Here is a 21,246-nt window from a genome sequence, read left to right on the forward strand (position 1 = left end):
CCTTAGGCAAAGCGCGGCCGATCGGGAAGCGGATAGAGCGGCAGCGCGAAGGCTAGGCCCGCGCGTGCGGGGCGGTTCGTCTCAACAGGCGCCGCAGCAGCGATCGCCGCCGACGCGGGGCTTTGACCGAGGGCGCTTCGGCGAGCAGCGGCCGTTCATAGGGCTCGATCGCCAGGTGGAGCATGAGCCGCTGCGTTTCCTCCTCCAGCGGAGCGTCCTCCGTGCCGTACAATGCCTCGCGCAATGCCACGGCCAGCCGTTCGCGGGCGCCGACCGGATCCGTTTCGGGAGGAGGCTCGCGCGCCGGCGCCATGGTTCACGGCCCGAATGCCGCGCGTTGCAGCAAGGCCCCGTCCAGGGGCGGAACGACGGCCGCCTCGATGGGGAAGTCCGACGGACGGAGATCGTCCGATCGCGCCGTCCATTGGCGCAGGCTCGCGTCGCGATAGAAGTCGAACGAGCCGGACGTAGCATAGTTGGCGAGCTCCAGCCCCAGCAGGCTGCCTCCCATGCATATGACGGCGCATCCCAGCGCCAGCTTGGCCACAAGCTCGCGTCGCATCCTCTCGTCTCCCCTGTTGCCGCATCAACGAGCGGCAGGGGAGGCGCGTTCCGACTACTACCCTGAGCCGAAAGGAAAAAGGGCCCGGCGGTTGCCGAGCCCTTTCGCCTGTCTTCCAGAACCTCGAACCGAACGGCAGCTTGCTCGCTCGGCCCGCGGCGCCTCAGAAGAGCTTGGTCTTGATGCCGAGGAAGAACGAGCGGCCCACCGCGCTGATCGGATAGGCGACCGCACCCACGTCCGGCTTGGAGTCGAACAGATTGTTCACGCCGGCATAGAGGTTGAACTGGTCGTTCACGTCATAGCTGACGTAGAACTCGTGCTCCCACTTTTCCTTGTACCAGAAATAGCCCGCCGGCACGTAGTCGGCGTTCGCCGCTTCCTGCTCGCGGGTCACGCGGCGGGTCTTGGTCTGCCAGTTGATGCCGTAGTTCATCGTCAGCGGCCCCTTGACCCAGGTGAGGTCGAAGTTGGCGCTGTACTTGGGTGCCGGATATTCCCACGAATCCAGCTCGTTCTCCGGATCCGCACCCGCGGTCGGCACGAACTGCAGCTTGTTCAGGTAGTTGCCGACCAGCTTGATGTTGAACGTGCCGGCATTGTCGAACGGCTCGAATCGATAATTGAGTTCGACGTCGAGGCCCGCGGTCTCGAACGACGCCACATTCTCCGGAATGATCGTGAAGAACGAAACGAAGCCGGTGGTCGGGCTGCGGTCGATGACGTTGCAATAGATGTTGTCGAGGTCCGGCTGGTCGACGCACAGGTCGACGACGTCCTGCGCGGTCGAGTACTGGATCGCCTGCTTCAGGCGGATGTCGTACCAGTCGGCCGACAGGCTGAACCCGGGTACGAAGCTCGGGCGCAACACGACGCCGGCAGTCCAGGTCTTCGCCGTCTCTTCGCGCAGGGTGGGGTTGCCGCCCTGGAAGCCCAGCAGGCTGCTGTTGGCCGGCGAAGTGAAGTCGTTCGCCGGATCGAAGGTCGCCTGATCGACGCCCAGCCCGCTCAGCACCGCGGCGCAGTTGGCGGCGCGATACTGCGTGCCTTCGGCGATCCGCTCGGGGCCGCAGGGATCGGTGATGAACTCATAGGTGCCGCTGCCGCCGGCGAACAGCTCGGTGATGTTCGGCGCACGGACCGCTTCCGAATAGGTACCGCGGAAAGTGATGTCGCGAACCGGCGAGTAGCTGCCGTTGACGTTCCACGTAGTGGTCTGCCCGACCGTCGAATAGTCCGACAGACGGACTGCGCCGCCGATCGACAGATTCTTCGCGAACGCCGTGTCGGCGAGGATCGGCAGGTTGATCTCGGCGAAGGCTTCCTTGACGTCGAAGCTGCCCTTGTCGCGGCGTGCCGGGGCATTGTCCATCAGCTGGCCGGCCAGGCTGTAGTCCGACGGGATATAGTCGCTGCTTTCCTTGCGATACTCCGCACCGATCGCGAAGCCGACCGGGCCGCCCGGCAGGTTGAAGAACGCACCGGTGTTGCCCGACAGCGCCGCAGTGACGACGTGCTGCTTGATGCGCGCCCAGTCGCTGTGATCGACGGTCACGAAGTCGAGCGCCGCCTGCGAGGGCGAACCCTGGCCCAGGATGTTGAGCGGGACGCACTGGCCCGGCGCGAAGGTGACCGGAGCGCCGTTGAAGACCGGCTGGCCGCCATAGTTGTTGCCCTGCACGCTGGTCTGGCCAGGCAGGTTGATGCGGCAGGTGATGTTGCCGGACGCATCGAACACCGCGTCGAGCGCCGCATAATAGCGGTCGGTGATGCGGTCGTTGCGGTTGGTGCTCTCCTGCGTCGACTGACCGAAGACGTAGGACACGTCATAGCTGAGGTTCGACGCGATATCGCCCTTCGCGCCCACCACGGTGCGGAACAGCTCGCGCTCCATCTCGTAGCGGCGGATGCCGAAGTCGAAATTGTCGCGGCTGAACAACGCGCCGTTCGCCGCATCCGCGCCGAAACGCTGGCTCAGATAGGCATTGTCCGGAGCGAGTTCGGTGTAGAAGTCGTAGGTCGGCTGCGCGAAGGTATAGGCCTTCGAGCGGACGTACTTGCCCTCGGCATAGAGCTGGAACGCGGGGCTGAAGTCGTAGTGCGCCATCACATTGGCGATGTGGCGTTCCGAATAGGGCGTGAAGTCGCCGTAATAGCTCTCGCGCGGCGTGCTCGAGCCGCCGATCGTGTAGGCCGAACCGGGCAGATAGGTGCCGAGATCGTAGATGCCGCCCTCGCCCGTGCGATCGGGAACGCCGTCGCCGTCGAGGTCGATCGCGCCGCCCGGCGAACTGTCGGCCCAGCGCAGGTTAGTGAAGAGCAGACGGTCCGGAACATTGGGATCGTCGGGGAAATCGGCCGGATTGCGCACGAAGGCGTAGGACGGACCGGTCTTGCCATAGTTCAGACGATCGCTCTGGCTGAAGCGGTCGGTCTGGTTGTATTCATAGGCAAGCGTCACGTTGCCGCGGCCGTCGGCGAAGTTCTTGCCGCCCGTCACCGCGAGGTAGCGCTCGCCCGCGTCACCACGCTGCGAGATGCTGGTCTGGCCGCGCACGCGCAGGCCGTCGAAGTCCTTCTTGAGGATGAAGTTGACCACGCCCGAGACGCCGTCCGCGCCATAGATGGCCGAGGCGCCGCCGGTCAGCACGTCAATCTTCTCGACCAGGTCGGTCGGGATCGTGTTGATGTCGACCGCCGCAATGCCCGGCACGCCGGCGACGTGACGGCGACCGTCCACCAGCACCAGCGTACGCTGCGTGCCGAGGTTACGCAGGTTGAGCAGGTTGATGCCGGTGCTCTGTGCGTTGGCGAGGTTCGAGCCGGCCGAGAAGATGCTGCTCTGCGAGCCCAGCAGCGCCGGATTGTTGACGAGGAAGTCGGTCAGGTTGACCTTGCCCGACTGCTCGATGTTCTCGCTCGTGACGACCTGGACCGGGTTCGGCAACGAGAGCTCGGGACGCGCGATGCGCGAACCGGTGACGACGATCTCGGTGTCCGGGGCATCCTGCACCTCGGTCGCCTGGGCCTCGGGAGCATCCTGCGCATAGGCGGGCGCGGCGATCGTCATGGCGAGCAGCGACGATGCAAAGGCAAGACGGGCGCGACCAGCCGGCCGCGGGAAACGAACAACAGAATACGCCATGGCGATTTCCTCGTGAAACAATCGAGAGGGCTTTTCCGGATTACGTTTCCACTATGTTTCCAACGCCGCTGCAGCGCAACATGACGTGGCGGTTTTGCGACTGGTGTGGCACCGACGCAACACTGTACGGAGAGGACCCAACGAAAAAGGCCGCGCCTCCGAGGGGAGACGCGGCCTTTCCTTCTGATGCAGAAATGCCTCAGTAGCGGTAGTGGTCCGGCTTGAACGGCCCTTCCACCGGCACGCCGATGTAGGAAGCCTGCTTCTGGCTGAGCTTCGAGAGCTGGACGCCGAGCTTCTCGAGGTGGAGCGCCGCGACCTTCTCGTCGAGGTGCTTGGGCAGCACATAGACCTGGTTCTTGTAGTTCTCGCCCTTGGTGAAGAGCTCGATCTGCGCCAGCGTCTGGTTGGTGAACGACGCCGACATCACGAACGACGGGTGGCCGGTGGCGCAGCCCAGGTTCACCAGGCGGCCCTTGGCGAGCACGATGATCTGCTTGCCGTCGGGGAACTTCACCAGGTCGGTGCCCGGCTTCACTTCGGTCCACTCATAGTTGCTGAGCGCCGCGATCTGGATCTCGCTGTCGAAGTGGCCGATGTTGCACACGATCGACATCGGCTTCATCGCCTTCATGTGATCGGCAGTGATCACATCGGCGTTGCCGGTCGCGGTGACGAAGATGTCGGCGCGCTTCACGGCCTCGTCCATCGTCACGACCTCGAAGCCTTCCATCGCCGCCTGCAGCGCGCAGATCGGGTCGATCTCGGTGACGAGCACGCGCGCGCCGCCATTGCGGAGCGACTGGGCCGAGCCCTTGCCGACGTCGCCGAAGCCGGCGACCACAGCGACCTTGCCGGCGAGCATCACGTCGGTGGCGCGACGGATCGCGTCGACCAGCGACTCCTTGCAGCCATAGAGATTGTCGAACTTCGACTTGGTGACGCTGTCGTTGACGTTGATCGCCGGGAACGGCAGCTCGCCCTTCTTGGCGATCTCGTACAGGCGGTGGACGCCGGTGGTGGTCTCTTCCGACACGCCCTTCAGGTTCTTGACGGTCTCGGTCAGATAGCCCGGATACTTGGCCACGAACGCCTTGAGCGCGCGCTGGAACTCGACTTCCTCGTCATTCTCCGGCTCGCCGAGCGTCGCGCCCGCCTCGAGCTTGGCGCCCCACAGCGCGAACATGGTCGCATCGCCGCCGTCGTCGAGAATGATGTTCGCGGTGGTGCCGTCACCATCGGCGCCCCAGTTGAAGATGTCGCCGACATAGTCCCAGTACTCGGCCAGGCTCTCGCCCTTCACCGCGAACACCGGGATGCCCGCAGCGGCAATGGCGGCGGCGGCATGGTCCTGCGTCGAGAAGATGTTGCAGGTCGCCCAGCGCACCTGCGCGCCGAGCGCCACGAGCGTCTCGATCAGCACCGCGGTCTGGATCGTCATGTGGAGCGAGCCGGTGATCCGCGCGCCCTTGAGCGGCTGCGACGCGCCGAACTCCTCGCGCAGCGCCATCAGGCCGGGCATCTCGGTCTCGGCGATCTCGATTTCCTTGCGGCCGAAATCGGCGAGGCTGATGTCCTTGATGACGTAATCGTTCTTGTCGAGCACGGTAGCCACGGGCTGCATCTCCAGCAGTGTAAAAGGGTCAGCGCGCCGGAATCGCCGGCCGCGATTGGGGCGCCCTACAGCCTCAGATGGGAACGCGCAAGTCGGATATAAAGATATCTTTATATGTCGTCGCGGCGGGCGTCGTTGACTTCGTTTGCACCCCCACTAAGCCTGACAGTGGGGCAATGAGGGGGGAAATCATGCCGAAGACTATTCGTGCGCGCCTTGCCGGCTGCGCATTCGCGGCGCTTGCGATGGCTTGCGCGCAGACCGCGCAGGCGGCGCCCGGCGCCGAGAAGGAAGGCTCGCTCTATCTCCAGTGCGACGGCGAGCCCAACAACATGACCGGCGGCGAAACGGCGGCGCGCCTGCTCGGCGCCGTTACCCTGCTCGGCCTGTTTGCACCGCGCGTCGAATCTGCCGACAGCTCGAAGCGCAAGCTGGCCGCCGACGGCGTCGCCGCCTGCACGGGGCTGATCGACGGCGACAAGAAGGAAGGCAATCCGGAGCGCCGCGTGCGGCTGATCCTGGGCCGCGCCGTCCACCAGATCGAGGCCAAGGACTACGCGGCGGCGCTCGCCGACGTGCAGCGTGCCCGCTCCGAGGCGGCCTCGGCGGGCCTGCTCGCCGATGCCTATTACGCCCACTCGCAGACGCGCGCGTTCGATCTGGTCGAAGCCACCGCGCTGCACCGCATGGGCAAGCCCGACGAGGCGCGCGTCGCCGCGCTGCGCAGCATCGGCAGTGGCGACCGTTCGCTGCTCGGGCTCACGATGCCGAACTATCTGTTCACCACGGCGAGCGAGACGCCGGGCGAGCGCGAATTCCTGCGACGCCGGACGCGTTCGGCAGTGGTGATCGGCGGGTTGGAGGCCGAGCGGCTCGAGGAGCTCGGCGAGTTCGCCAGGGCCGCCGAAGTCCGCGAGGCGCTCGTCGCCCATGACAAGGCGGTCTCGACCAAGAACATCTCTTCGATCTGGCTCGCCGAGGCCGCCGTGACCAACGCCATCGCCGGCAACGCCGATCGCGCCGCGACGCTGGCCGCCGATGCACGCGCCAATTTCGAGAAGCGCAAGGCGGAGGGCAAGCCCGAGGCAAACGCCGCCGAATATGTCGAGCTTATGGACCTCTACGGGATCGTCCGCATGACCGCCGACGGGGACGCCGCAGGCGCGCGTCGGCTGTTTGCCGCGCGGTCGGAATGGGTCGCGGCCTCGTTCGGATGCGTCGTCGAGATGGCACGTCGCCTGCGGCAGGGTGCGCCCGCGGCAGACCTGATCGGCGGCCTCGCCCGCGATCCGGCAACGCTGTGGAGCGACCGGGCCGCAGCCCGCACCGCAGTGGCGCTGGCCAACGACTCCGACAATCGCACGCTGTTCGGACTGCTGCCCGCCTATCACCGCGCCTCGGCCTATGAGGCGGTATCGAAGCAGGTCTGGCGCACCGATAAGTCGCAGATCCTGCTCAAGGGAGGCGACCCCGAGAAGCGCGCGACCAGCATGGAGACGCTCTACCTCTATGCAGTCAGCCCCAACATCGCGCTCGAGGCCTATACGCTGCACGCCGCGTTGCTCGCGCGGTCGCGCGGGCACCAGGGCTTCGTGATCACGCCGCTCATCGCGAGCGGCGTGATCGGCGCGATGATCCATACCGGCAATCGTGGCGATGCAGGGATGAGCGAGCCGCTGTTCAACGATGCCGCGGAAGTGATCGCCGAACTGTCGCCCCTCTTCCCCGATCCGGAGACGCTCAAGGCCCGCAAAGCCGCGCGCACCAAATAGCGCGGCCTCAGCCGGCTTCGAGAAGGCGGAGCGTGACGGCGTCACGCTCCCCGTCGCAAAGCCGGGCCAATGCCTCCGCGAACGGGTGCGCATCCGCGGCCGCACGCTCGAACAGCGTCATGCACGATCGGAACTTGAGGTCGTCGGGATAGCCGAACAGCGCCTCCGCCGCCCTGCCGCTCGAAAGCGCCGCGGCGGTGCATTCCAGCAGCCTCGGCCCGAGCAGCGGATGCGCCAGATAGTCCCTCGCCTCCTCGATCGAGCCGATCGCATAGAAGCGCGCCGTCTCGCTGCGGCCTAGCCCGGCAAGCTGCGGAAAGACGAACCACATCCAGTGCGTCCGCTTGCGCCCGGCGCACAGCTCGGCGAGCACCGTGGCATAGACGGGCGCCTGCGCCCCGACGAACCGCTCGAGCGCCGCGTTCACCGCACCAGTCGATAGCTGACGAACGCGATCTGCGTCCCGTCGGGCGACCAGCTCGGCACGTTGATCGTCCCCTGCCCGCCGAACAGCCGCGTCAACACCCTGGGCGGCGCGCTGCCGTCGGCCGGCATGATCTTGAGCACCACGTCCTCGCGGTTGGGCGGATGGTCGGTCGCCGCCACGTCGAGCCCGAAGGAGATGAACACGATCGACTTGCCGTCGGGCGAAAGGTGCGGAAACCAGTCGCGCCGATCGGGATCGTGCGTGAGCTGCACCGGGTTGGTGCCGTCGGCGTTCGTCCGCCAGATCTGCATCGCGCCCGATCGCGTGGAGTTGAAATAGAGATACTTCCCGTCGGGCGAATATTCGGGCCCGTCGTCCGATCCCGGCGCCACGATCAAGGGCCGCGCCGGCCCGCCCGCCAGGTCCTTCGCCCAGATGTCGTAGCTGTCGTCCCGGGTGCCGACACGGACATAGGCGATCGTCCTGCCGTCGGGCGACCAGCCGTGCCAATAGGAGCGCGCCTGCGGGTCGCTCACTACTTCGCGCGGCGCCTTCGACCCGGCGAGCGGCAGCACGAAGATGCGCGAGAGATTGTCCGGCTCGGATTGGTCCGAGATGATCAGCTGGGTGCCGTCGGGTGAAAGGCCGTGATCGTTGTTGTTCTTCACATGCCTGCCGGTATCGATCGCTGTGGGCTCGCCGCTCTCCACCGGGATCCGCCAGATCCGGCCATCGGCGTTGTAGACCAACGCCTTGCCGTCGCGCGTCCAGTTGGGCGCCTCGATCTTGCCGTCGAAATGGCGGACAACGCGGCGGCTCTGGATTCCGCCCACGTCCATCACTTCCAATGTGCTCTCGACCTTGGCCGCGTAGCCGGTGTCGGGCACGTAAGCGAGGCGCGGCACCGCCATCTCGACATTGGAGAAGACCGCGGTCTCGGTCACTGTGTTGTTGTGCGCTGATACCGCAAGCCCGACGAGATACGGCGCCTGGAACGCGATCCGATAGCTCCCGCCGGCGTGGCGCAGCTTCCCGTCCGCGCCCGCCACGGAGAAATAGACGAAATCCCCTTCGCGTTCGAGCTGCACCCGGCGCGGATGCGCGACCGCGGAGACGATCTGGTGGGTGGGTCCGTCCTGCTCGGTCCGGTACTGGAGCGCCACTGTCCCGTCACCGTGCACCATCACATCGGTATAGGGCGAACCCGGCGTGCGGTTCTGCCGGATCATCAGCCCCGCCTTGCGGTGCGGATCGACTCCCTGCCCTTCCCACGCGATGTCGGCCGCTATGTGCAGGTCGCCCGAACGCTGCGTCCAGACATAGTGGAAGGCGTCCTCACTCCCCCAGATGTTGGCCCCGCTCGCAGTGACCCGGTAGCGGCCGGCATCGTGAACCGCGGTGCCGGCCGTCGCGGTCGCCCCGATGTCGGCATGGTTGGCGAAACTGCCGACGGTCTGCGCCGCCGCCGGTGTTCCCGCCAGCGCCAGCACCAGTGCACAGATCGCGATCCGCTGCTTCATTTGGCCTCTCCGCGTCCTGAACCGAAGTCCGGCACACCGCAGCCTAACGCCGGCCGAAATATTGAGCGAGGGGCTGCGCTTTGCGCGGTTCCTCCGCCGTTATGGCTCGAAAGATCGCGGCGTTGACAGAATGAACGTCAAAGCGGTCGCGGACACGAGCCAAACCGGCCAAACCCATTCGCTTCGCTCGTTCGGGATTTTCGAGCTGCCAGCACATCGCCGCTGCCAGCGCGCGCGGATCGCGCGCAGGAACTAGGATTCCCGTTTCGCCGTCCGAAACCGCGTCTCGGCATCCTGCTATGTCCGAGGCGATGACTGGACGGGCCATCGCCATGGCTTCCAGAAGGCAGCGAGGAAGACCCTCGCGATAGGACGGGAGGACCACGGTAGTGGCGGCCGCGATCCAGGGACGAACATCGTCCACATGGCCCGGCCACTCGACGGGCGCGACATCTGCCAGCGCGTCTGCGGACAAGCAACCTGGGTTTCCAGTCGTTCCGCCAAGCAACACGAAGCGCGTCCCCGGATGCGCCCTCCGGACGGCGCGTGCAGCGATGACGAACTCGCGGACTCCCTTTTCGACCAGAGGACGGGCAAGCATCAGGAACAGCGGGCTTTCGGGGAAAGGGGCCGGCTCGAAGCGCTCCAAGCTCACGCCCGATCCGCTGACACGCGAAGCCCGGCCGGCGCGCACCGATCCCCGCGCGACGAAGGCGACCAGATCATCGTCATTCTCGAAGATCACCCGATGGCAATGGCGCAAACCAAACCGGGTACCCGACGTCAAAGCCCATCGTGCAATACGCTGGCGCGGTCCGTCGGCAGTGAAGGCATAGCCAGCGCCACTGACCATGGCGAATCGCCGGGGAATGCCGGCGGCACGCGCGGCGATGCTGCCCAGGACGAGCGGCTTGGTGAAGAAAGCAAAGGTAGCGTCAGGTCGCAATTGCTCGAGGGTGCTCTTCAGACGAACGACGTAACGCAAGTCCTCGATTGGGCTCATTCCGGTGGATTGAATATCCAGATGGATCGGCTCCGCGCCTAGTTCGGCAACTCGGGCATGCCCCACGTCGTCGAAGCGTCCGATTGCATAAACGCGCACCCCTTCACTCACTAGCGACCGGATGAACTCGGCGCGATAGTTGAGAAAGCAGAATGCATCGACCGAAATTAGCGCGAGCGACTTGAAGCCGAACTTATGGCTCTTCTCGTCCTGAATGCTCACAGGATAATCGATAGGAGCGGCGGTCATGTTCTTCGATTACCATGATAGAAGTCACCCCACCAATGCCGAACCAGGTCGACGATGTCCCTTCGCTACACCCTCCCGGTCAGGCGGTGCCGGTGCTGTTCGCCAGCAGCCGCGGGTCGATCCCCGCGGTGGTGAAGCCCTTGGCCCAGCGCTCCTGCGCCGCGACGTCGTAGAGCAGCCGCGTGTCGCCTTCGGTGCTGAACCAGCCATGATGGCGCAGCTCCTCGTCGAGCTGCCCCTCGCCCCAGCCGGCATAGCCCAGCGCGACCAGCCAGCGGCTCGGCCCCTTGCCCTCGGAGATCGCGCGCAGCACGTCGATCGTGCCCGAGAGCGACCAGCGCCCGCCGACGCTGATCGTGTCCTGTCCGCTCCAGTCGGTCGAGTGGAGTACGAAGCCGCGCCGCGGCTCGACCGGTCCGCCGAAATGCACCGGCGCGTCGGGCGCGTCCTCGGTCTCGATCTCGAACTGGCGCAGCAGGTCGTGGAAGCTCAGCCCCTCGATCGTCTCGCCCAGCCCGATGCCGAGCGCGCCGGCGTCGTCGTGCGCGCACATCGCGATCACCGCGCGCTCGAAGCGCGGGTCGCCGATGCCCGGCATCGCCAGAAGAAACTGACCGGTGAGATACTGCGCCGAATCCATGCCCGGACAACATACCGACGGCATTTCGGCTCCGCCACGCTTGAAAATGTCATCGTCCGCGCCGATTGGAGGCGGGACTCATATCGGGAGAGAAACATGACCATCCAGGTTGGCGATCGCATTCCGCAGGCGCAGCTCGTCAAGGTGACCGAGAACGGTCCCGAGCAAGTGGATACCGAAAGCTTCTTCGCCGGCCGCAAGGTCGCGCTCTTCTCGGTCCCCGGCGCCTTCACTCCCACCTGCTCGGCCAAGCACCTGCCGGGCTTCGTCGAGAAGGCCGACGAACTGAAGGCCAAGGGCATCGACGAGATCGCCTGCACCGCCGTCAACGACGCGTTCGTGATGTCGGCGTGGGGCAAGGCCTCGAACGTCGACGGCAAGGTCACGATGCTCGCCGACGGCAATGGCGCCTTCGCCAAGGCGGCAGGCCTCGAGATGGACGGCAGCGGCTTCGGCCTGGGCACGCGCGGCAAGCGCTATTCGATGGTTGTGAACGACGGCGTCGTCGAGCAGCTCCACGTCGAGGCGCCCGGCCAGTTCGAAGTCAGCTCGGCCGATTATCTGCTCGACCGGCTGTAACGCCGGAGCCGTAACGGAACCTGCGGCGGCGCGATGGAGTTGAATCGCCCGGAGTTTTCGAGAGGAACCGTGATGGCCAACAACAACAGCACCAGTCAGGGCGGAAGCCCCAACCAGAACCAGGAAGCGGGCCGGCCGTTCATTGCGTCTGCCCAGGAGACGCTCGGCGGCGCATTCAATGCGACCGTCGGCGCGGCCAAGGAGCATCCGGTGGCCGCGGCGGCGATCGCGGCGGGCGCCGCGGCCGCAGTCGGCGGCGCGGTCTATGCCGCGACGCAGCTGCGCGGCAACGACTCCGGCAGCAGCAGCAGCAAGAGCAGCAGCAAGAAATAACCTCGCGCCCCTTCCCCGGTTCGCCGGCGGGAGGGGCTTTTCCCGCGAGGCATCTTGCCAGCCGCGGTCGCCGGGCTTAGCGGCGGAGGATGACGCAAGCATCCGACATCGTCGCCGAGCTGGATCGCCTCTATCGCGCCTCGGTCGACCGCCTCCAGGCCGCGCTCACCCGCTATCTCACCGACGGCACGCCGCCGGACCCGAAGAGCCGTACCGACGGCTCCTTCGCCTATCCCGAAATCGTCGTACGCTATGCCGGCGGCACCGGCCGCGCCAGAACGCCGCGCCGCTCGTTCGGCCGGCTGGTCGAACCCGGCGAATATCGCATCAGCGTCACCAAGCCGGCGATGTTCGCCGACTATCTCACCGAGCAGCTGACCTTCCTCGTCGAGGATTACGACGTCGAGGTCGAAGCGCGAGAGGGACGGCAGGAAATCCCCTTCGCCTATGTCCTCGATCCCGGCCATGCGCTGAGCCTCGACCAGGTGTCGGTGCTCGACCTCGCCCGCCACTTCCCCGCGACCGAGCTCGCGCACATCGGCGACGAGATCGCCGACGGTCTGTGGCTGTCGCACGACGGCACGCGCCCGCTCGCGCTGTTCGACGGGCTGCGCACCGACTTCTCGCTCGCCAGGCTGCGCCACTATACCGGCACGCCGACCGAGCACGTCCAGCAGTACATCCTCTTCACCAACTATCACCGCTACGTCGACGAGTTCGTCCGCTGGGCATGCAGCCAGCTCGGGCCGGGCAGCCGCTACACCGGCGTGTCGGGCGCGGGCGGCATCGTGATCGAGGATCCGGCCGAGATGGACCGGCTGGTGACCGACAGCGCCTGGCGCCGGCACCAGATGCCCGCCTATCATTTGATGGCCGAGGACGGCACGGGCATCACGCTGGTCAACATCGGCGTGGGCCCGTCGAACGCCAAGACGATCACCGATCACCTCGCGGTGCTCCGCCCCGAAGCCTGGCTGATGATCGGCCATTGCGGCGGGCTGCGCCCCAGCCAGCGCATCGGCGATTATGTCCTCGCCCATGCCTATCTGCGCGACGACCACATCATGGACGACGTGCTGCCGCCCGAGATCCCCATCCCGGCGATCGCCGAGGTCCAACTCGCGCTCGCCCGGGCGGCCGAGACGGTCTCGGGCCAGTCGGGCGAGGAGCTCAAGCAGCGGCTGCGCACCGGCACGATCGTCACCACCGATGACCGCAATTGGGAGCTGCGCTACTCCAAATCCGCACTCCGCTTCTCGCTCAGCCGAGCCGTCGGCATCGACATGGAGTCCGCCACGCTCGCCGCGCAAGGCTATCGCTTTCGCGTCCCCTACGGCACCCTCCTCTGCGTCTCGGACAAGCCGCTCCACGGCGAATTGAAGCTGCCCGGCCAGGCCAACCGCTTCTACGAGCGAGCGATCGCCGAGCACCTCAAGATCGGCATCGAGACGGTCGAGGAGCTCCGCCGCGAAGGCGCCAAGCTCCACTCGCGGAAACTGCGCGCGTTCAACGAGCCGCCTTTCCGCTGAGCCACCACGGACGGTCATGCGTTGGCGCCTTGAAGGAGACCCCGCATGACCGATCCGGAAAAGCAGCCAGAGCTGGAAACCGAGGAAGGCGCCCACGCGCACCAGCCCGACGGCACCGATTCCTCGGCCCAGCTCGACGCGAACATCGCCGACGAGAACATGATCCCGGACCAGATCCCGGAGTAGCCGCAGCCACTTCGGGAGGCGCCCTTCACCAGCCCTGCGGCTGGCCTTTGTTCTGCTGGTCGAGCCACTTCTTCAGCGGCGCGAAATATTCGACCATCGCCTTGCCCGAGATCTCGCGGGTCCCGGTGAAGGCCTGCAGCGCGTCGGGCCAGGGCTTGGAGGCGCCCATCTCGAGCATCTTGTTGAGCCGCGCACCCACTTCCTTGTTGCCGTAGAAGGAGCAACGGTGGAGCGGCCCCTTCCAGCCGGCCTGCTCGCACGCCGCCTTGTAGAACTGGAACTGGAGCAGCCGCGCGAGGAAGTAGCGCGCGTAGGGCACGTTGTTGGGAATATGGTATTTCGCGCCGGGATCGAACTTGCTCTCGTCGCGCGCCACCGGCGCGACCACGCCCTGATATTGCAGCCGCAGCTTGTCCCAGCCCGCCTGATAGCCGCCGGTCGGGATCGATCCGTCGAACACGCCCCAGCGCCATTTGTCGACCAGCAGGCCGAAGGGCAGGAACGCCACCTTGTCCATTGCCTGCCGCAGCAGCAGCCCGGTGTCCTTGTCGGCGCTCGGCACCTGCGCACGATCGAGCAGGCCGATCTGGACGAGATATTCCGGCGTGATCGAAAGCGCGACGAAGTCGCCGATCGCCTCGTGGAAGCCGTCGTTGGCGCCGTTGCGATAGAGCTGCGGCAGATCCTTGTAGGCGCGCTGGTAATAATTGTGGCCGAGCTCGTGGTGGATCGTGACGAAGTCGTCGCTGTTCACCTTGATGCACATCTTGATGCGCAGATCGTCCTTCTCGTCGACGTTCCAGGCCGAGGCATGGCACTGGACTTCGCGGTCGCGCGGCTTGAGGAACTGCGAGCGCGTCCAGAAGGTATCGGGCAGCGCCGCGAAGCCGAGCGATGAATAGAAATTCTCGCCGGCCTTCACCATCTTGAGATGGTCATAGTCCTTGGCCTTGAGCAGCTCGCCGATGTCGTAGCCGAGGTCGCCCGCGCCCGGCGGCGCGACGACGTCATAGATGTTGCCCCATTCCTGCGCCCACATGTTGCCGAGCAGGTCGGCGCGGATCGGACCGGTCTTCGGCTGGACGGCATCGCCGTATTTCTCGTTCAGCTTACGGCGGACATAGGTGTGGAGCGCGACATAGAGCGGCTTCACTTCGTTCCACAGCCGGTCGGTGAGCTTGGCGAACTCCTCGGGCGGCATGTCGTACGCGGAACGCCACATCGTTCCGGTGTCGGCAAACCCCAGCTCGGTAGCGCCCTGGTTGGCGAGACCGACGATCTTGGCATAGTCGCCACGCATCGGCGCGCCGACCTGGTCGTGCCAGCTCACCCACATTTCCTTGAGCTCGTCAGGGTTGCGGCTCTCGCCCATGGCGGCCTCGATGTCGCTGCCGCTGATCGGCTGGCCACCGCGCGTGCCCTTGCCCTTGCCGTACATCGAGCCGATCCGCGTAGAGAGCTCCGCGAGCGTCGTCGCGGCGCCCGGCGTGGTCGGAGCGGGCAGCGTGATCGCGGTGCGCAGCATGTCGAGCTGGCGGCGCTGCTCGGCGCTCAGCCCCGGCGCCTTCTGGAAGCGCGCGGCTTCGCTGGCATAGCGCACCGCCATCTCGGTGCCGCGCGCGCCATATTCGGAGGCGAGCGCGTCGGTGTCGTCGGTGATGAAGGTCGCGTTCACCCAAGCCACGCGCTGGCTGATCAGGTTGAACTCGGTGACTTCCTTCTGCGCGCGATCGAGGAACGCCTGCGCCTCTGCGGCGGTGGGCGTGGCGCTGGCCGTCGGCGCAGTCTGCGAGATCGCGGGTGCCGCGAGGAACGAGACGAGCGCGAGCATCGAAATGCCGGTGCGGATCATGGTGTAGGAACCCCTGAACTTTTGGATGCGCGACAGTCGCGCGGGGTTCTTGGTGCGTCAAGCGGCGAGGAAGGCCGCGATCGCATCCCCCAGCTCCGGCCGCGTCACCGCGCTCATGTGATTGCCCGGCACCTCGACGAAATGGCCGTGCGGCAGAAGGTCGGCGACTTGCTGTGCGGAGCCGTTGTCGTAATCGTCAACGCCGGAGATCACTTCGGTGGGCTGGACGATCGCCGCCACTGCCGCCTGGGGCGTGTCGACGAAGGTCTGGAGGATCAGCAGCAGCGCCTCGGGATCACCCTTGGTGGTCTTGAGGAAGGCCTCGGTCAGCCATTCGGAGCTGCCGCGTTCGAAGCTGCCCAGATTGGTCAGCACCCGGCGGAAATATTGCCCACGTCCGTCGGTATGGAGCAGGCCCTGCAGCCCCATGCCGGAAAGGACCACACGGCGCGGGCTCGCGCCGTTGGCGAGCATCCGGACCGTAGTGCGCGCACCGAGCGAATAGCCGCCCAGGTCATAGTCGCTGAGCCCCAGATGCTCGATCAGCGCCATGCCGTCGCGCATCAGCACGTCGGGCGGATAGGCCGCGGGATCGTGCGGCTTGCCGCTTTCGCCATGCGCGCGCAGGTCCGGCATGATCACGCGGAAGCCGCGCGCGGCGAGCTTGGCGGCATGGCCATATTTGATCCAGTTGACCTGGGCGGTGGAGAAATAGCCGTGGATTAGCACCACGGGCCTGCCCTCCCCCATCTCGGTCCATGCCAGCTCGACGCCGTCGAAGCTTTGGAAGCGGTGCGTCTCAGTCGGGAAGTCTGCCAACTTTATCCATCCAGCGGCGAACCATGCTCGGGTTCTCGTCGGTCCGTGAGGCGGGCAGATGGCTCGTGTCAAGCCAGTCGCGGTGCCAGCTCTCGCAACCCGAATGCTCGGTGGGGCGAAAACGCCAGGGATCGTCGAAGCTGCCGACCGTCAGGTCCATGCGGTCATGATCGTGCGCCTCATAGGTGAGCGGCGTGCCGCAGTGCGCACAGAACCCACGCTGCGCGATGGGAGACGAGGCATAACGGTCGGGCTCGCGCTCCCAGTGAACCGCCTCCTTGGGCAGGTTCTTGAAGGCGATCGAGACTCCGCCGGTCGCGCGCTGGCACATCCGGCAATGGCAGAGATAGGCATCGTCATCCTCGATGGTGGCACGATAGCGGATCCGCCCGCATTGGCACCCACCCGTCACTTCCTCGCTCATCTTGCTTCTCCTGCAACTGCCGCGACGCACAATGCAACTCAGTCCCAGATTGCAATCAATAAGCCTACTTATTATGTGCGCGCAAATGACCGAGAGTCTGGGCTTCCTCCTTAGCGATGTATCGCGCCTGATGCGCCGTCGCTTCGACGAACGCGCCCGCAAGAGCGGCGCGAGCGTGGCGCAGTGGCGCGTGCTCAAGATCCTCCAGCGTCAGCCGGGCCTAAATCAGGGCCAGATCGCTGAGTTGCTCGAGGTCGAGCCGATCTCGTGCTGCCGCATGATCGACCGGCTGGAGGAATCGGGGCTGGTCGAGCGCCGCCGCGATCCCGCCGACCGCCGGGCGTGGCGCATCCATCTGACCGACACCGCAAGCCCGGTGCTCGCCGACCTGCACAAGCTGGCCGGCGAAATGATCGAAGACGCGCTCCAGGGGCTGAACCCTGAGCAGCGCGAGCAGTTGATCGAATCGCTTCAGACGATCCGGTCGAACCTTACCAGCGTTCCAGAGGGGAAAGAGGCCGCACATGGCTGACGCAGATCCGAAGATTCAGAAGGCGGAGGACCAGATCACGGTCCAGCCCGAAGCCGCCCCCACGCCCGAGGCGCCGGAGGTGCCGGCCAAGCCCAAGCGCAGCCTGCTGCGACCGCTGCTGATGTTCGGCGTACCGCTGCTCATCGTCGCGGTTGCCGGCTATTTCTATCTCACCGGCGGCAAGAGCGTGTCGACCGACAACGCCTATGTCCAGCAGGACAAGACCTCGGTCTCGACCGATGTCGCCGGGCGCATTGTCGAAGTGGGCGTCAAGGAGAACCAGAGGGTCAAGGCGGGCGACCTGCTCTTCCGCATCGACCCCGAGCCCTATCGCATCGCCGTTTCGCAGGCGCAGGCCGCGATCGCCGCCGCGCAGGTGCAGCTCAACACCGATAAGGTGAGCTTCCAGGGTACGGGCGCCGACATTCAGGCCGCACGTGACCGCATCGCCCAGGCGAACGAAGATTTCGCGCGCCAGGCGGCGCTGATGAAGCGCGGCTTCACCACGCGAGCCAACTATCAGGCCGCCGAGCACGCGCTGGAGCAGGCACGTGCGCAACTGCAGAACGCCCAAGCCGATGCCGCCGAGGCACGCGCCAAGCTCGCCACCGGTGCCGCGGTGCCCGGCGAGAATCCCGCGATCGCCGCCGCGCGCGTCCAGCTGAACAAGGCCCTGCTCGACCTGCAGCGCACCGAAGTGCGCGCGCCGGTAAGCGGCATCGTCAGCCAGACCAAGAGCCTGCAGGTCGGCCAGCAGATGATCACCGGCCTTGCCGCCGTGACGATCGTCTCGGACAAGCCGGCCTGGATCGACGCGAACTTCAAGGAGACCGATCTCGACAAGATGCGCGTCGGCCAGTGCGCGATCGTCAGCTTCGACGCCTATCCCGACATGAAGCTCAAGGGTCATGTCGAATCGATCGGCGCCGGCACCGGGTCGGAGTTCTCGATGCTCCCGGCGCAGAACGCCAACGGCAACTGGGTGAAGGTTACCCAGCGCGTCCCGGTGCGCATCGCGATCGACCAGAAGAGCCCGCGCGAGATGATCGCCGGCCTCTCGGCCGACGTCGAAGTGAAGTTCCAGGGAAGCTGCAACTGATATGGCGACGGCTGCCCCCGGCCGCGCCAGCCGGGCGGGTGAGGCGTCGCCCCCTTCGCCTCCCCGCCCCCAAACGGGCGCCGCGCTCCCGGTAAAGTACAAGGGCCTGCTCACGCTCGGCGTCATGATGGCGACGATCATGCAGATCCTCGACACCACGATCGCCAATGTCGCGATCCCTCATATGCAGGCGTCGCTGGGCGCCACGCGCGATACGATCAACTGGGTGCTGACGAGCTATATCGTCGCCTCGGCGATCGCGATCCCGATCACCGGCTGGCTCTCGGACCGGATCGGCTCGCGTCGGCTCTTCCTGATCGCGACCGTCGGCTTCATCGTCGCTTCGGCGCTGTGCGGCGCCGCGCAGACGCTCGAGGAAATGGTGCTGTTCCGCATCCTTCAGGGCATCTCGGCCGCCTTCCTCAATCCGCTTAGCCAGACGGTGATGCTCGACATCAACAAGCCCGAGGACCAGGGCAAGGCGATGTCGATCTGGGGCATGGGCATCATGGTCGGCCCGATCATGGGCCCGCTGATCGGCGGCTATCTTACCGACAATTTCGACTGGCGCTGGGTGTTCTACGTGAACCTGCCGGTGGGCGTGATCTGCTTCGCAATCCTCTGGTGGCTGCTGCCCAGCCGCCCGATCCGCAAGCGCCAGTTCGACGTGTTCGGCTTCTCGCTGCTCGCCATCGGCATTGCCGCGCTCCAGCTCATGCTCGATCGCGGCCAGGACCAGGACTGGTTCTCCTCGATCGAGATCTGGATCGAGATGCTGGTCGCGGTGATCGCGCTGTGGATGTTCGTCGTCCACCTCTTCACCGGCAAGAACCCGATGTTCGAGCGCGAGCTGTGGCGCCACCGCAACCTGGTGACCGGCATCTTCTTCATGCTGGTGATCGGCCTGGTGATGATGGCGACGATGGCGCTGCTCCCGCCGATGCTGCAGAATCTCTACGGCTATTCGGTGTTCCAGACCGGCATGCTGCTGATGCCGCGCGGCTTCGGCGTGGTGCTGACGATGTTCGTCGGCGCGCAGCTGATCCAGCGCGGCTGGCTCGATCCGCGCTGGTCGGTGGGCGTCGGCCTCACCATCGCGGCGGTGTCGCTGTGGGAAATGTCCGGCTGGACGATGGTGATGGGTAGTACGCCCTTCATCATCTCGGGCTTCGTCCAGGGCCTCGGTCTGGGCCTGGTGTTCATGCCGCTCAACGGCCTCGCCTTCGCCGGGCTGCCGCCGCACTATCGCACCGAGGGGTCGAGCCTGCTCAACCTCACGCGCAACATCGGCGCATCGGTGGGCATCTCGGCGGTCAGTGCGATTCTCGCTCAGAACATTCAGCGCAGCCATCAGTATCTTGGCGAGCACGTCACTACGTCGACGATGAACGGGCTCGGCGCCGTGGCGCAGGCGCTCGGTGTGCAAGGCGCGGCGGTGACGGGAATGATCGACGCCGAAGTGAACCGCCAGGCGGCGATGATCGCCTATATCAACGACTATTGGCTGATGGCGATCGTGACGGCGATCAGCGTTCCGCTTGTGCTGCTGCTGCAAAAGCCCCGGACGCGGATGGAGAACGATCCGGCAGCAGCGGGGCACTGATCCCGGGCCGCAGGAATGGCTGGAGCTTCGCATAAGCGAGGCTCCGCCACGCCCATTCGAGCGGGCCGCTGGCGAAGCGACGGAGCCACAGATTGGCAAGAACCAGCTGCAGGACGACGCCCAGCGTCGAGACCGCGGCCATCGCGCCCCAGCCGAACCGCCCCCACAGGTTGAGCCCCCAAGGGGCGAAGACCAGGTACATGCCGACGAACTGCTGCAGGAAATAGAGCGAGAAGGCCATGCGCCCCGCCGACTTGAACGGCGCGAGGATCGCATTGCCCAGCCGGCTCCTGACCGCGAGATTGACCAGTGCGAGATGGCCGAGCGCGATCGCGAGCCGCGCGAACTCGCCGGTGATCCACAGGCTGCGCGGGCCGGGTGCAAAGCTCAGCGTCTCCGCAACGCCGATCACGCGCGCGGTGAGACCGAAGCCATAGCCCGCAGCCAGCAGCCACCAATAGAAGCGAGCAGTCCGCAGCCCCTGGATCACGCCCCATTTCCACAGCGCGACACCGATCAGCATCGTGCAGAAGGCCTCGAGCACGTTCCAGAACAGCCACTCGTCGGTAACTCGGTTCCAGCTGCTCCACGCCAGTGCGGCATAGGGACGCCAGCCGCCCTGATGCGCGGTATGCTCGCGCGCGAGCAGCGCAGCGTCCGGAGCATGGATCTGGTGCTTGCGCCATTCGGCCAGCGTCTTGGCCTCCTCGGGCGAGAGCGTGGCGCCTGCATGAACGCTCGCCTCGGCAGCCGCCACTTGGCGCGCGAGCACGGTGCGCTCGGCATATTCGCGTGCACCATGCTCGGGGATGCCGATCCCGGTGAGCACCGCCCAGCCGAGCCCCAGCGTCACGAGCACCCGCGGACTCAACCTTCGGAAGGGGAAGAGGAACAGCGCGGCGAGCGCGTAGATGTGGAGGATGTCGCCCGGCCACAGCAGCACGAACACGTCGAACAGCCCGAAGGCGAGCAACCAGAAGTTGCGGCGGTAATAGAGATCGGCGACCGCTACGGGGCCGTCGGGCTCCATCGCCTTGCGCGCCATCACCATCATGCCGGCGCCGAAAAGGAATTGGAGCAGGCCGCGCTGCGTGCCCGCCAGGAAGAGGTTGACCAGCACCCAGGCCCCGCGGTCCGCCGGGGTCCAACCGATCAGCCTGATGTCCGCCGAGAAGCTGGCGACGCTCGCCGCCATATAGGGGACGTTGATGTAGAAGATGCCGAGGATCGCGATGCCGCGAAGCACGTCGAGCACGTCGATGCGCGCGCGGCCGGCCACCGGCGCCAGTGCGGCATTGCTCGACCCGACCATTTTAACGCAGCCACCCTCCGGAAGAGGAGGCCAGCTTAACGGCGA

20 protein-coding genes are annotated in these 21,246 nt (G+C 66.1%); 8 read left to right on the forward strand and 12 right to left on the reverse strand.

Annotated elements, in window-relative coordinates:
- Positions 1–52: 52 nt before the first annotated feature.
- The 4 genes from J7500_RS11920 to ahcY form a co-directional block, all read right to left on the reverse strand.
- Complete coding sequence (locus J7500_RS11920; protein WP_294061923.1) at positions 53–313, reverse strand: hypothetical protein; 261 nt, start codon at positions 311–313, stop codon at positions 53–55.
- A gap of 3 nt (positions 314–316) precedes the next feature.
- Positions 317–562, reverse strand: coding sequence for a hypothetical protein (locus tag J7500_RS11925; RefSeq protein ID WP_294061924.1), 246 nt, complete (start codon positions 560–562; stop codon positions 317–319).
- A gap of 163 nt (positions 563–725) precedes the next feature.
- Entirely contained in the window at positions 726–3,707 is a 2,982-nt protein-coding gene (locus J7500_RS11930) for a TonB-dependent siderophore receptor (RefSeq protein WP_294061925.1), read from the reverse strand.
- A 199-nt stretch (positions 3,708–3,906) separates the two neighbouring features.
- Complete coding sequence (gene ahcY, locus J7500_RS11935; RefSeq protein ID WP_294061926.1) at positions 3,907–5,322, reverse strand: adenosylhomocysteinase; 1,416 nt, start codon at positions 5,320–5,322, stop codon at positions 3,907–3,909.
- A 191-nt stretch (positions 5,323–5,513) separates the two neighbouring features.
- Between ahcY and J7500_RS11940 the strand changes: the two genes are divergently transcribed.
- Complete coding sequence (locus J7500_RS11940; protein ID WP_294061927.1) at positions 5,514–7,094, forward strand: hypothetical protein; 1,581 nt, start codon at positions 5,514–5,516, stop codon at positions 7,092–7,094.
- Positions 7,095–7,101: 7 nt separating this feature from the next.
- Here the strand turns inward: J7500_RS11940 and J7500_RS11945 are convergent, their stop codons facing one another.
- From J7500_RS11945 to J7500_RS11960, 4 genes are all read right to left on the reverse strand, one after another.
- Positions 7,102–7,521 (reverse strand): DUF1810 domain-containing protein, encoded by a 420-nt coding sequence (locus J7500_RS11945; protein ID WP_294061928.1) that lies wholly within the window; start codon positions 7,519–7,521, stop codon positions 7,102–7,104.
- Complete coding sequence (locus J7500_RS11950; RefSeq protein WP_294061929.1) at positions 7,518–9,041, reverse strand: hypothetical protein; 1,524 nt, start codon at positions 9,039–9,041, stop codon at positions 7,518–7,520. The genes J7500_RS11945 and J7500_RS11950 overlap by 4 nt, the downstream gene beginning before the upstream one ends.
- A gap of 43 nt (positions 9,042–9,084) precedes the next feature.
- Complete coding sequence (locus J7500_RS11955) at positions 9,085–10,293, reverse strand: glycosyltransferase family 4 protein (protein WP_294061930.1); 1,209 nt, start codon at positions 10,291–10,293, stop codon at positions 9,085–9,087.
- Between the two features lie 79 nt (positions 10,294–10,372).
- Positions 10,373–10,933, reverse strand: coding sequence for a YqgE/AlgH family protein (locus tag J7500_RS11960; protein WP_294061931.1), 561 nt, complete (start codon positions 10,931–10,933; stop codon positions 10,373–10,375).
- A gap of 96 nt (positions 10,934–11,029) precedes the next feature.
- Here J7500_RS11960 and J7500_RS11965 point away from each other — a divergent pair, with 96 nt between their 5' ends.
- From J7500_RS11965 to J7500_RS11980, 4 genes are all read left to right on the forward strand, one after another.
- A complete protein-coding gene (locus J7500_RS11965) occupies positions 11,030–11,512 on the forward strand; it encodes a peroxiredoxin (RefSeq protein WP_294061932.1) in 483 nt (160 codons plus the stop codon).
- A 72-nt stretch (positions 11,513–11,584) separates the two neighbouring features.
- Positions 11,585–11,845 (forward strand): hypothetical protein, encoded by a 261-nt coding sequence (locus J7500_RS11970; RefSeq protein ID WP_294061933.1) that lies wholly within the window; start codon positions 11,585–11,587, stop codon positions 11,843–11,845.
- Positions 11,846–11,934: 89 nt separating this feature from the next.
- The gene (locus J7500_RS11975; RefSeq protein ID WP_294061934.1) at positions 11,935–13,374 is read left to right on the forward strand and encodes an AMP nucleosidase; all 1,440 of its coding nucleotides are present in this window, start codon (positions 11,935–11,937) and stop codon (positions 13,372–13,374) included.
- A 45-nt stretch (positions 13,375–13,419) separates the two neighbouring features.
- Positions 13,420–13,560 (forward strand): hypothetical protein, encoded by a 141-nt coding sequence (locus J7500_RS11980; protein WP_294061935.1) that lies wholly within the window; start codon positions 13,420–13,422, stop codon positions 13,558–13,560.
- A gap of 25 nt (positions 13,561–13,585) precedes the next feature.
- On the opposite strand, the gene J7500_RS11985 is transcribed toward J7500_RS11980, so the two are convergent.
- The 3 genes from J7500_RS11985 to J7500_RS11995 are packed head-to-tail and all read right to left on the reverse strand — an operon-like array spanning position 13,586 to position 16,655.
- A complete protein-coding gene (locus tag J7500_RS11985; protein ID WP_294061936.1) occupies positions 13,586–15,412 on the reverse strand; it encodes a M2 family metallopeptidase in 1,827 nt (608 codons plus the stop codon).
- A 57-nt stretch (positions 15,413–15,469) separates the two neighbouring features.
- Positions 15,470–16,231: an alpha/beta hydrolase gene (locus J7500_RS11990; protein ID WP_294061937.1), complete on the reverse strand. Its 762-nt coding sequence runs from the start codon at positions 16,229–16,231 to the stop codon at positions 15,470–15,472.
- Entirely contained in the window at positions 16,212–16,655 is a 444-nt protein-coding gene (locus tag J7500_RS11995) for a GFA family protein (protein ID WP_294061938.1), read from the reverse strand. Before J7500_RS11995 ends, J7500_RS11990 begins: the two co-directional genes overlap by 20 nt.
- Before the next feature lie 85 nt (positions 16,656–16,740).
- On the opposite strand from J7500_RS11995, the gene J7500_RS12000 reads away from it, so the two are divergent.
- The 3 genes from J7500_RS12000 to J7500_RS12010 are packed head-to-tail and all read left to right on the forward strand — an operon-like array spanning position 16,741 to position 19,889.
- Positions 16,741–17,187: a MarR family transcriptional regulator gene (locus J7500_RS12000; RefSeq protein ID WP_294061939.1), complete on the forward strand. Its 447-nt coding sequence runs from the start codon at positions 16,741–16,743 to the stop codon at positions 17,185–17,187.
- Positions 17,180–18,286 (forward strand): HlyD family secretion protein, encoded by a 1,107-nt coding sequence (locus J7500_RS12005; RefSeq protein ID WP_294061940.1) that lies wholly within the window; start codon positions 17,180–17,182, stop codon positions 18,284–18,286. The genes J7500_RS12000 and J7500_RS12005 overlap by 8 nt, the downstream gene beginning before the upstream one ends.
- A 1-nt stretch (position 18,287) precedes the next feature.
- Positions 18,288–19,889, forward strand: a complete 1,602-nt coding sequence (locus J7500_RS12010; protein WP_294061941.1) for a DHA2 family efflux MFS transporter permease subunit — start codon at positions 18,288–18,290, stop codon at positions 19,887–19,889.
- Here J7500_RS12010 and J7500_RS12015 read toward each other — a convergent pair.
- The gene (locus J7500_RS12015) at positions 19,813–21,201 is read right to left on the reverse strand and encodes a DUF418 domain-containing protein (protein ID WP_294061942.1); all 1,389 of its coding nucleotides are present in this window, start codon (positions 21,199–21,201) and stop codon (positions 19,813–19,815) included. The genes J7500_RS12010 and J7500_RS12015 overlap by 77 nt on opposite strands.
- Between the last annotated feature and the right edge of the window lie 45 nt (positions 21,202–21,246).

The organism is Sphingomonas sp. (assembly GCF_017744835.1).
GTDB lineage: Bacteria > Pseudomonadota > Alphaproteobacteria > Sphingomonadales > Sphingomonadaceae > Sphingomonas.